This is a genomic window from Nostoc sp. UHCC 0252, from assembly GCF_034931145.1.
Lineage (GTDB): Bacteria > Cyanobacteriota > Cyanobacteriia > Cyanobacteriales > Nostocaceae > Nostoc.
Genome location: NZ_JAYGHE010000001.1, coordinates 175,844 through 187,271, shown reverse-complemented (window position 1 = coordinate 187,271; position 11,428 = coordinate 175,844). Strand labels below are relative to the sequence as shown.

The following is an 11,428-nucleotide window of genomic DNA, read 5'->3' as shown; positions in this document are numbered from 1 at the left end:
TAGTGAAACCCAACATGAGCAAGGATCAAGCGTTGGGTTTCGTTCCTCAACCCAACCTACAGATGTTATAAGTATTTAACCGGACATGATATAACAGGGTCAGCATCATTGCAGTTGCCGAATCAAATTATCCTGTGGTTATATTAGTTTTCGGGGTTTCATATCATGTACCCCTAATCACTTACGGTATGTCATTGCAGGTGTAAGTGGGTTGGCTGAAATAAATCTAACTATCAATAAGCTAATCAGCATTTAATTTGCACAACTAGGGCGGGCAAGATGCCCACCCCACAAGATATTGAGAAAATTTTCATCTGCAAATTAGATGTGTTTTAGCTTACCTTAGCCAAAAAAAGAGTATGAAGAGAGAGGGCGCTCTATAGTAGAGTTGTTGTCTTCCCAAACGACAACTCAAAAGCTAAAATTCGCCCATGTTTGATATCCTATCACTGTTACAATGCCTGCTACCGCAGATAAACGCGACGACAATGCGGCAACTGAACCAAATAATCCTGGCATTACTATCAATCCGTAAGTTCTAAATCTTTACCGCCATGCAGAGCAACTTATTTACCACCGTTTTGCTGCCGCTAGCCCTGGCAATTGTCATGTTGGGAATGGGGTTAAGCCTAGTTCCAGAAGACTTTAAGCGAATCACTCGCTACCCCAAGGCTGTTGTAATTGGTACGGCATGTCAGGTGGTGCTGCTACCCCTGATTGGTTTGCTAATCGCGCTGGTGGTTCCAATGGAAAGGGCGATCGCCGTTGGTCTGATTGTAGTAGCGGTCTGTCCTGGTGGCCCTTCCTCCAATCTCATGACTTATTTGGCAAAGGGTGATGTTGCTCTATCAGTGACGCTCACCGCACTTAGCAGCATTATCACCGTGTTTACAATTCCCATTTTGATAAATCTGACGCTTCAGCATTTTCTGGAAGAGAGTGCAGCGATTAGCCTGCCAATTGGACAGACAATGCTGCAAATTTTGTTGATCACGCTGCTGCCGACGGTGATCGGGATGGTGATTCGTTACTACTTTCCCGATACAGCGCGTCGCCTCGAAAAGCAAATGGCTCGCCTGGCAATCGGACTTCTGGCGCTGATTATTGCACTGTTGCTGGTGCGTGAAGGCAGTAAGCTACCAAGGTTTTTAGTACAGGTAGGAATCAGTGTACTGCTACTCAACCTCCTAGCAACTCTGGCAGGATTTTTTACCGCAAAGCTATTTCGGCTCCCTCTGTCCCAACAAATCTGCATTGGCGTTGAAGTGGGAATTCAAAATGGAACGCTGGCCCTGGCGATCACTGCTGGTTTGCTCAACAACCCCGACATGGCCGTGCCTGCTGCGGTTTATAGCCTGTTGATGTACATTACTGGCTTTTTTGCCATCCTCTACGGAAGAAAAGTTAGCACTAGCGCATCGGTTAAAGCTTAAGATACAGCACATTTTGTCAATCAGGCTCGAATTCTTGCTGATTTCCGCATTCTTAATCCCGACTCCGGCATTATTGGTCTGGGGGCGTTTACCGTAGCTTCCGATATGTCCATGAAATCTTAAAAATGCTTTCGGAAATCCCTGAGCCTATTTTATTAAGCCAGATTTTTGCCAAGCTTACTTATGCACGAACGTATTCATAATGTTTCTGGTGGCGTTGAACCCTCTTAATTTGGCAGAGGTATCGACTATATAACGAAATTTAAAATACTCGAAACCTTTGCGATCGCTTCACTTTTTTCGTAATCTAACAAAACGTGAGTTTGACAAACTTCTCCCTACCTTAAACTAAAGTTCAAGTTTCTTTCCCAGTCGGAGAAGGGCAGGTTTTGCGTAGTAAAGCCAGGGAGAGGTTTCAATACTTACGCTAATTAAGCGTTTACTACATAAGCCGTCCAACTTACGTCAGCACAAAGCGTAAAGATGTGTATATTAGTTATTTGGGGATAATACCTCAGTAAATAACGATAATATTATCTGCGTTACTCAGCAACTAAAGATAAAAAGGATTTATCACAATGGATTCTTTCGGGATTTACACCCTTGCGAATGATGTGGTGTTTGACCAATTAGTAGCTTTGCTAAACAGCATTGAGGCGAATGTTGGTGCAGACATTCCTATTTGTATTATTCCATACAACGATAAACTAGATTTAGTTCAGCAAGAAGTTAATGCTCGAAAGAATGTAACCCTATTTGATAATTGGGACGTAATTCAACGCTGGGAAGAATTTGCTCATGAGGTTTGGGCTGCTCATCCTAGAGAAAAAGAGATGAAATTATCACGTCCTAGTTGGTACAAAAGTCATTTGCAAAGAAAGTTTGCTGTCTTTGAGGGGATTTTTGATAAATTCGTATTTTATGACGGTGATAGTTTAGCAATGAAGCCACTCAATAATGTAATTGATCGGCTAGAAGAATACGATTTTATTTTTGATGATTGGGAACACATTAAAGACAAAGCTGTTGCAGCGTTAAATATTCCACTTATAGAGAAAACTGGACTCTATACAGAAGCAGATATACGTCCTAAGCTGCATTGTTCTAGCTTTTTTGATTCTAAAAAAGGATTATTTTCTGTGCAAGAACTTGAAATAATGAAGGAGAGATTAATTACCCAGAAAGAAGTTCAATGGATTAATGGAAATGGATGGTGGGATGATGCTTTTTTGTTAATTATATGACCTTGCGCTGCGATCGCCCACTGTTTAACTTTACACTCAGCCCCAATGGAGAAGATAGAACAGGTAATTGTGCCAATGCAGATCCCTTTGTCAATATTAATAATGTTCTTTACAACCAAGATGGTCTAAAACCGATTCACCGCATCCATTATATGAGCTATTCTTCTCGTGATTTTGCCCAGTTGTGTCAAGGACAAAACGTTAATATCTCTTACGCAAATGAGTTTTTACATTATCGTTTTCTCAAACAGCCAGAAAAAAGACCAAAACAGCTAAAATTACTAAGTATAATTGCTAAAATCAATAATTTTTTCAACAAAACAATGAATAAAATTCAAAGAACTATCCGCTAAGTATAGCTCTATTGGCGATGCCCTAAATTAGAAATATAATAAATTTCTATATTCTCCAGTTGGTAATACATAACATGCCTAAAATTTCTGTTTGTGTTCCTACTTTTAATCGTGTTAATCTTCTTCCTTATGCCATTGACAGTGTACTCAATCAGTCTGAGCAAGACTTTGAGCTAATTATTTGTGATGACGGTTCTAGCGATCGCACACCCGAATTGATGTCACAGTACACAGACAATCGGATTAAATATATCCGTCATCAGCAAAATATTGGTAAAAGTAATAATATGCGTTCTGGTTTTGATGCTGCCAGTGGTGAATATTTTATTAAATTTGATGATGACGATCGACTAACACCAGATTTTCTCGCAAGTACCGCAGCGATTCTTGCTCAAGACCCTAGTATTGATTTTGTTGGTACAGATCATTGGATAATTGATATTAACAATGTCCGGGATGAAGCAAAAACTAAAGAAAATTCTCATCGCTGGGGTAGGAAGAATTTACCAGCAGGTATTGTAAATAATTTATTAGAAGTTGTATTTATTCACCAAAGCTTTCAAGTTGGGGCGACATTATTTCGCCGTAAAACATTGCAAGAATTAGGATATATGCAGCCAAATATGCAAAATTGCGAAGATAATGATTTATTTGTGCGTCTGGCTTTGGCTGGAAAAAAAGGTTATTATTTACCAGAATTATTGATGGAATATCGCACTCATGCAGAGCAGCAGGGTATCAATCGAGCCATTCCTTATTTATTTGATAAAATCCGGTATTTAGAAAATTATAAGTTTGAGTCTGAAAAAATAGAGAAAGTTAGAAAAAATCGTCTAACTGAAACGCAATTATTATTAGGTTTGCGTTTAATTGAAAAGGGTGAAACGCAAAAAGGGAGAGAGCTAGTTTTGGCGGGAAAGTCTTTTTCAACTCCTAAAGCTTGGACTGGTTTAGGGTTATCCCTGTTACCAGTTGGGTTACGAGGTAAGGCGTTTAATGCACTGCGACAGGTGCGGGGTTAGAGATTAACATTAAGGTATTGTGCAATTGACTTATCATGCCATCTAGAAAAACTATGATGTTATAAGTATTTAACCGAACCTGATATCAAATCGTGACCAATATTTTTCGATTAAGGCAAGAGACGCGATGAATCGCTACAATAATCAGACGCGATGAATCGCCGTCTCTACAATAAGTATTTCTGCATACTATAACTACACTACTGCTGCTGAAATTACACCCTTGATTTCCAATGCAGCCGCAACCCGTAAAATCAACGCTTCATTATATGGTGCTGCGATCAATTGTACGCCCAATGGTAAATCATTTGGGCGCTGAATTGGTACTGATAAAACGGGTAAACCGATAAAAGATAATGGTTGAGTAAATAGCCCTAAATGAGGACGGACAAGAATTTCTTCACCATCCAAAATCATAGTTTGTTGACCGATTAGCGGTGCAGAAATTGGTGTAGTTGGGGCTAGAATCACATCCACATTTTGAAATACTTCTCGAATACGATCGCCATACCATCTTCTAAACCGTTGTGCTTGGAGATACCAGTTACCAGGAATCAACGCCCCAGCCAAAAAGCGATCGCGTGTTGCTGGATCATAATCTTGGGGACGCGATCGCAAATTTTCTAAATGTAGGTTTGCGCCCTCGCTAGCTGTAATCACAAAGGCTGCTGCACGGGCGCGATGTGCTTCTGGGATTGTCACATATTCACTAACATCTAAGGCATCAGCGACTTTTTGCACTGCTGCTAAAGCTTCCAGTTCTGCACCTTGGGTAAAATAATCATTGGCGATGCCTACGGCGGGCTTCGCCAACGCAATTCTAATATCAGAAATATCTTCTTTAAGTTGTGGTAAAACCAATTCAGGCGGGCGTTTTGTGCAAATTGGATCGCGATCGTCTTCTCCCTGAAGCACATCAAACACTGTCGCAATATCCTGCACCGATCGCGCAAATGGGCCAATATGGTCAAAACTGCTAGAAAATAAAGCTACCCCAGCACGAGATAACCTTCCGTAGGTTGGCTTAAAACCAAAAACGCCACACAACGCCGCCGGAACGCGAATTGAACCATTAGTATCAGAACCCAGCGTCAGAGGTACTAACCCAGCAGCAACAGCCGCCGCCGAACCACCTGATGAACCACCAGCAATTCGCTGTAAATCATGGGGGTTGTGAGTAGCACCGTAATGGAAATTTTCTGTCACGAATCCATAAGCGTACTCATCCATATTCAAAGCACCAACTAGCACTGCACCCGCTTGCTTCAGCTTGGCTACTGCGGTTGCATCTTGGGTAGCTGTTGGGTTTTCTGCATTAATTTTCGATCCCGCCAGAGTCGTTAAACCAGTGATATCGAAGAGATTTTTCACCGCAAAAGGGACACCAGCAAGAATTCCCGGGTTATTACCTTGGGCAATTTCTTGATCAATGCGTGCTGCATCTGCTAAAGCCGCTTCAGCAGTCACAGCCGTAAAACAGTTTAGTTGATCATCCCGCGCTGCTATTCGTGCTAATGCAGTTTTAGTAACTTCCACAGCACTAGCTTTACCTTGGCGGACAGCAGTTGATATTGTTACGGCATCGGCTGAATCAAAATTCATGCTCAAATAATTCAGATATAGGGCAATACGCTTGGGTTAAGCATCTCTTTCTTCTCTCTGCGTTCTCTGCGCCTTGGCGGTTCGTTAAAAAGTTGCAATAATTTTGCGATCGCACTCTAATATTTACTCAACCTCCGCAACATCAAACAATGGTTGTCTGAAGAACGGGAGACTTCACCCGACGTTGACTTTTGACAACCATCTGGATAGGACGATCTGGCCCTGTCACCAAACCACGGCGTTTAGGTTGAATTTCACCATTGTCAACTAGTTCTAATTCCAAGCTAGAAAGGATTTTGGCAAGTGCTAGCTTCATTTCCAACTGGGCAAAGGCTAGACCGATACAACGCCTTGCACCACCACCAAAGGGCAGAAATTCATAAGGGGAAAATTGCCTTTCTAAAAAGCGTTCTGGCTTAAACTGCTTAGGTTCTGGGTAAATATCTTCGCGGTGGTGGGTTAAATAAATGGAACCAAGCACAATTGTCCCCGGTTCTAGTTCGTAACTGCCTAACGAAATTGGTGTTCTTACTACCCTGGGAAAAGTTAGTATACCTACTGGGTAAATCCGCAATGTCTCGGAGCAAACAGCGTTGAGATAAGGTAACTTGAAAATGGCGCTGGGGTCTGGATTATCACCCAAACTATCTAATTCTTGTACTAGCTTTTGGCGTACTGATGGTACTTTATGAATCCAGTAAAAAGCCCATGCTAAGGCTGTTGCTGTGGTTTCGTGACCGGCGGTTAAAAGAGTCATTAATTCATCGCGCAACTCTTCATCAGTCATCGGTTGACCGGCTTCATCCTTAGCAGCCATGAGTAAGCTAAGAATATCTGTGCGTGATGAATCTGCTTGTTCTCGACGTTCCCGAATTTCCTCATAGATGAGTTCGTCAGTTTCTTGTTGACGGCGCATCTGCTTTCCCCAGAAGTTAATCGGGCCAAAATCTCTTTGTAAAGCTGGAAAATAAAGCAAAGCTACAATTAATCGAGAACTAGCCTTTTCTAAAAGTTCACCCAAAAATTGCTGTAGTTTTTCAGCGCGAGTTCCTTCATGTAGCCCAAACACAGCCTGCATAATCACCCGCATAGTAATGGCTTGGGTAGCAGACCGAATATTAAAGGGTTTGCCTATCTGGTATTGGCTGATGACATTTTGAGTAACATCGGTAATTACTTGGCTATAGTTTCTCATTCTTTCGCCATGAAAGGGAGGCATTAATAACTGCCGTTGGCGCTGATGTTCAGCACCGCTAATAGTAATCACAGAATTCTTACCCAGTAAAAATTCAAACGTCCGATTCAGTTCGCCAGGCGCTTCTAATTCCTTAGTATCATTTGTCAAAATTTGCTGTAGCGCTTGGGGGTTGCTGACAATCACCATAGGAGAAGAATTTTTTTCTAACCTGATAGAAAAAGTTTCCCCATAAGTTTTGGCGCAAGCTTCCATAAATGACATCGGATTAGCAATCCAGCGCAGCATCTGCAAAAGGACTGGCATTTGCGGCCCATTTGGTAATTTCATAAATTTTTTCGCTATTTGAATATCTTTTTGTTACTTGAACTTACTGAAATTTTGGTTGTGTAATCATTTAAAGTACTTATTCTAACGTTGCAAAAAAGCAATAAACTGTTACAGCCTGAAAGATGTAAAATTTTTGTTAAATTCAACGAGCATCTACAGTTTCATCTGAATTTTCATGTCATCTGAAAAAGCCTACAAAAAACCTAACCCCCTAACCCCCTTCCCGACACGGGAAGGGGGAAATTCAAAGTCTCTCTCCTTTTAGGAGAGAAATTTAGAGAGAGGTTCCTCAGATACCGTGAAAAGTCAGACAGTTTCATCTCATCGTCACAAGGTACTCAGCATGACTGCAATCTCCTCAAAGCCATCTTCAGCGCTTCCTAATTTTTCTGAAGGAATTCAATATTTTGGTGAAGCGTTACCAGATTTTGAAACTTATGGTGCAACACCTGCTATCGAGTCGGGCAAAGTAGCGATCGCATCGACTACAGACAAAGCAGCTGTATATCAAACTTTACTGGCTGCCGATGCCTTACGCTACCTGACTTTGCAAGTTACCGCCAGCAAAGCTTCTGGGCATCCCGGCGGATTCGCCAGCCAAGCAGAAGCTTACGCATCTCTTGTCATGCTGGGATACAAGAACATTATTACCGAAGTTGGACACCACGCCCCCGGATTTTATAGTGCCATGTTCTTGGATCGTTCGCTAGAGGACATGGGAATTTTTACAGTCCAACAATTGCGCGATCGCTTCCGAGAAAAGCATGGACTTTTAGGACACCTTTCTGGTTTTATTCCCGGTATTCTCGCACCGGCTGGGCCTTTGGGACAAGGGCAACACTTTGCAATGGCGGCTGCATTGTTGCATAAAGATAAGTTGTTCCCCTTTACAGTTGGGGATGGTGGATTGGGTGAGCCTTATATTGTAAGTGCGATCGCGCATTTCCATACAGCTTATCCTGCTGTCACCAACTTCTTACCGATTTTGGTGTGGAACGGTTACAGCCAAGAACATCACAGCATGGTTTCCCTGAAAACCAACGAACAGATGCAAGCATATTGGCAAGGTAACGGTTTTGATGAAGTCGTATTAGTGGATGCCAAAGACTTTGACGATCAAAACCAACCAGGCGATTACGTTGATAGTACTGCCTTTTCCTTCGAGAAACGCCTAGCATTTACTGAAGCAATACTTTCCGGTGTAGATAAAGCAGCGCGATCGGCATTAGGTGGTAAACTTACCGTCTTCATTATTAAACAACTCAAAGGTGCAGGAGTCCACGCGCGGGGTTCAAAATCTCACAACCTCTATCCCAAAGATACGCTAGATGCACCTCATATCATCAGTGCATTGCAAACTCGTGCTTTATCTGCCGAAGCTTGGCAAATAGTCAGAACAAATGCCGAACGCGCAGGCGGAGGCCCAGCAGCGAAAACTGTGGTGACAGAATTTGAATTTCCATTACCAGATTTAGGTGAATTACCTTTAGAAGAATATGCAGTTGGAGGTGAAGCAAAAGTTTCCACAACCGCAATGGGACGATTAGTAGGAATAGTTGGAAAGAAAGATCAAAATTTCCTCGTCACCAACGCCGATGGTAACGAAGCATCAGGAATTGCCAACATCAACCAAGCGTTAAAGATTATCCACCCCACAACCGACGACTTATATAATCAAGCACCAAATGGACAAGTTTATGAACCATTGAGTGAAGATGCTTGTGCCGGTTTAGCTGCCGGTTTGGCGTTAATGGGTGCGAGAACTTTGTGGTGTTCTTACGAATCTTTTGCCATCAACGGATTACCAATTTGGCAAACTGTAACCCAATCAATGGCAGAATTACGCCGTCAAACTCCCTCGACTATTACTTTATTCACAGCAGGCGCATTAGAGCAAGGGCGCAACGGTTGGACTCATCAACGTCCCGAAATTGAAGCTTACTTTGCTTCGTTGATGCGAAATGGAAATGTTTTCCCATTATTTCCGCCTGATGCTAATAGTATTCAAGCCTGTTATGACTGGGCATTGAAAACTAAGAATAAGGGAATTGTGATTACAGCGAGTAAATCACCATTGCCAATTCGCACAACTTTAGAACAAACTCGTCAAGGGTTGCGCGATGGTGCAGTGTTATTACATGAAATCGCTGGTGATAAACAAGTTGTATTTGCTGTAATTGGTGATATGACATTAATGCCAGTATTTGAAGCTGCGGCTTTCTTAGAAACTGAAGGTATTGGTGTCAAGATAGTTTCTGTAATCAATCCTCGGCAATTGTACCGTAGCCATGATACTGCGTGGGATACCTGTTCTGAACCTGAAGGCGGTTTCTTAGATGATGCGAAATTTGCTGAATTATTTGATGGCGATGCGCTAATTGCTGTTACAGGTGGCGCTGCGGGGATGCTAGAACCGATTCTGTTACGGAGTACAGCCAAGCGCGACACCTTTGCGTGGAAGCGTGGAGAGACTACAGCCAGTGCTGGCGAGTTGATGGCGTTTAATGGATTGACTGCTGAAGCGTTGACGAAACGTGCGATCGCATTAGTGCATTAAATGATGTTGCATAAATGCGGGATAATTTTATTGAATTTTCCTTTGCGTTTCATCCCTAGATTCAGCAACACCCATTAAATAAAGCTGGAATTGTTTTTACTTTTATCGCATTTATACGTATAGAAACGCTGAAATTGCGTCGGAATGCGTATATTTGCGTTTTTTTATTGAAGAGAACTTAGCGAGCAGGAAAAATGGGAGTAGATTTGCTGAAATTCTTTGACAAAAGCTAGTTTTGGTGTCGCAAAAGCTGGTTTTGATGTCGCAAAAGCTAGTTTTGATGTCGCAAAAGCTAGTTTTAATGTTGCAAAAGCTGGTTTTGGTGTCGCAAAAGCTGGTTTTGATGTCGCAAAAGCTGGTTTTGATGTCATAAAAGTTAGTTTACGAGTCAGAAACTTAGTTTACAAGTCGCAAAAGTTAGTTTACGAGTTCAAAAATTGATTTATTTACAAGCCAGGACAAAGCGCGATACATTTTATGGAAAATATGGCGTTTAATAGATTGACTGTGGAGGGTTGAGGAAAGGTGTGATCGGGTTAGTGGATTAAAGCTGGGTTTTGTAGGTAGAAAAGTCTGAATTTTTAACCGGATATGCACGCAGATGAACGCAGAAAGGTTAGCGGTTCAATACGTGTATATCCTGTTTTGATTGTAATTATTTTTTTGTATATTTTTAATATGTAAATAATCCCCAAAGTATTTTATGTATAAGATAGAGGTCAAGATTGATGGGCAATTTATCAATAATTTTTCTAATGGTTCTATCTATGATTTGGTTTTTTTTGACTTAGAATTTTGGCCGGATTATTTACAGGTACAGGGAAAAGCAGTACAAAAAATATATGGATACACCATTACTCGGCTTCTCAAAACAAGTAAACAACAATATATAAAAATTAAGTTTTTAGAATTTGAATCTGAGGAAAATCAACTTGTTGAGGAAATCATAAAAGATATTGAAAAATTTAAAAATAAAATATTTATTGGCTTCAATATAAAAGATAGTGATATGATAACGTTGAGAAATAGATCAAAAGCTCTAGGCATACATTCAAACGTTAATGAAATAAAGTTATTTGATTTTAGAGATTATTCAGAATTATATGGCTATAAAGGTTTAAATGGTTTGTTTGAACACCTTGAAATTAAAGTAAATAAAAAGATTGGCGGTAGTTATTTTCGTAAGAATCCCAGAAAAGTATTTTTACGAAAAAGCGGTTGGATAGATATTTTATTAAATATGTTTGAGTATTGTTTAGAAGATGCCGCAGGTTATTTTGAAATTGTGTCAAATTGGAATCAAAAAAATCCTTTAATAACTGAAGATATGATTAAAAGTGAATCATTAAATTACTCGGAGCTAGAGAAGAAACCATCAGTCACACTAATACAGCAAGATGCAGAAATATTTTCTATGCAAAATTTCAAAGCTTCATCAGATCAGCTTCTAAGTGGTTTGACAGTCGCAGATTTGGAAGCTTTAATCGTCAAAATCGTTCAGAAAACTTTTAAAGAAGAGATGCAGAAGTTAAAACATGAGCATTTACCAGATCAAACAACACAGATGAATCATCCACTAAAACTTTTTGTATAAATATTTGCATATATTTTAAAATTTAAAACTTGATTTAGCTGTATGCCTTTATAAGTTATAAATTTATCAGCCGCGATCGCTTGAAAAGCAGTCTATAA

9 protein-coding genes and 1 pseudogene are annotated in these 11,428 nt (G+C 40.7%); 8 read left to right on the top strand and 2 right to left on the bottom strand.

All coding sequences use genetic code 11. The annotated features are described in order from the left end of the window. The first annotated feature begins 554 nt into the window (after positions 1 to 554). The 5 genes and pseudogenes from VB732_RS00730 (at position 555) to VB732_RS00715 (ending at position 4,052) form a co-directional block, all read left to right on the top strand. Positions 555 to 1,433 carry a bile acid:sodium symporter family protein gene (locus tag VB732_RS00730; RefSeq protein WP_323228901.1) on the top strand — a complete coding sequence of 293 codons (879 nt, stop codon included), beginning with the start codon at positions 555 to 557 and terminating at the stop codon, positions 1,431 to 1,433. A gap of 30 nt (positions 1,434 to 1,463) precedes the next feature. Beyond that, positions 1,464 to 1,664, top strand: a pseudogene (locus tag VB732_RS35915) (IS4 family transposase); the annotation flags it as partial. Positions 1,665 to 2,011: 347 nt separating this feature from the next. After that, positions 2,012 to 2,677, top strand: coding sequence for an Npun_R2821/Npun_R2822 family protein (locus tag VB732_RS00725; RefSeq protein ID WP_323228900.1), 666 nt, complete (start codon positions 2,012 to 2,014; stop codon positions 2,675 to 2,677). Beyond that, positions 2,674 to 3,030, top strand: coding sequence for a hypothetical protein (locus tag VB732_RS00720; protein WP_323228899.1), 357 nt, complete (start codon positions 2,674 to 2,676; stop codon positions 3,028 to 3,030). The genes VB732_RS00725 and VB732_RS00720 overlap by 4 nt, the downstream gene beginning before the upstream one ends. Before the next feature lie 74 nt (positions 3,031 to 3,104). Next, positions 3,105 to 4,052 (top strand): glycosyltransferase family 2 protein, encoded by a 948-nt coding sequence (locus tag VB732_RS00715; RefSeq protein WP_323228898.1) that lies wholly within the window; start codon positions 3,105 to 3,107, stop codon positions 4,050 to 4,052. Positions 4,053 to 4,247: 195 nt separating this feature from the next. On the opposite strand, the gene VB732_RS00710 is transcribed toward VB732_RS00715, so the two are convergent. Together VB732_RS00710 and VB732_RS00705 are read right to left on the bottom strand one after the other, a co-directional pair. After that, positions 4,248 to 5,654, bottom strand: a complete 1,407-nt coding sequence (locus VB732_RS00710) for an AtzE family amidohydrolase (protein WP_323228897.1) — start codon at positions 5,652 to 5,654, stop codon at positions 4,248 to 4,250. A 142-nt stretch (positions 5,655 to 5,796) separates the two neighbouring features. Next, on the bottom strand, positions 5,797 to 7,179 hold the full coding sequence (locus VB732_RS00705) for a cytochrome P450 (protein ID WP_323228896.1): 1,383 nt from the start codon (positions 7,177 to 7,179) through the stop codon (positions 5,797 to 5,799). Between the two features lie 343 nt (positions 7,180 to 7,522). On the opposite strand from VB732_RS00705, the gene VB732_RS00700 reads away from it, so the two are divergent. The 3 genes from VB732_RS00700 to VB732_RS00690 all read left to right on the top strand — a co-directional run bounded on the left by VB732_RS00700 (position 7,523) and on the right by VB732_RS00690 (position 11,330). Next, positions 7,523 to 9,736 carry a phosphoketolase gene (locus VB732_RS00700; RefSeq protein WP_323228895.1) on the top strand — a complete coding sequence of 738 codons (2,214 nt, stop codon included), beginning with the start codon at positions 7,523 to 7,525 and terminating at the stop codon, positions 9,734 to 9,736. A gap of 219 nt (positions 9,737 to 9,955) precedes the next feature. Then, positions 9,956 to 10,177, top strand: a complete 222-nt coding sequence (locus VB732_RS00695) for a hypothetical protein (RefSeq protein ID WP_323228894.1) — start codon at positions 9,956 to 9,958, stop codon at positions 10,175 to 10,177. Positions 10,178 to 10,439: 262 nt separating this feature from the next. Next, positions 10,440 to 11,330, top strand: a complete 891-nt coding sequence (locus VB732_RS00690) for a hypothetical protein (RefSeq protein ID WP_323228893.1) — start codon at positions 10,440 to 10,442, stop codon at positions 11,328 to 11,330. Positions 11,331 to 11,428 lie beyond the last annotated feature (98 nt).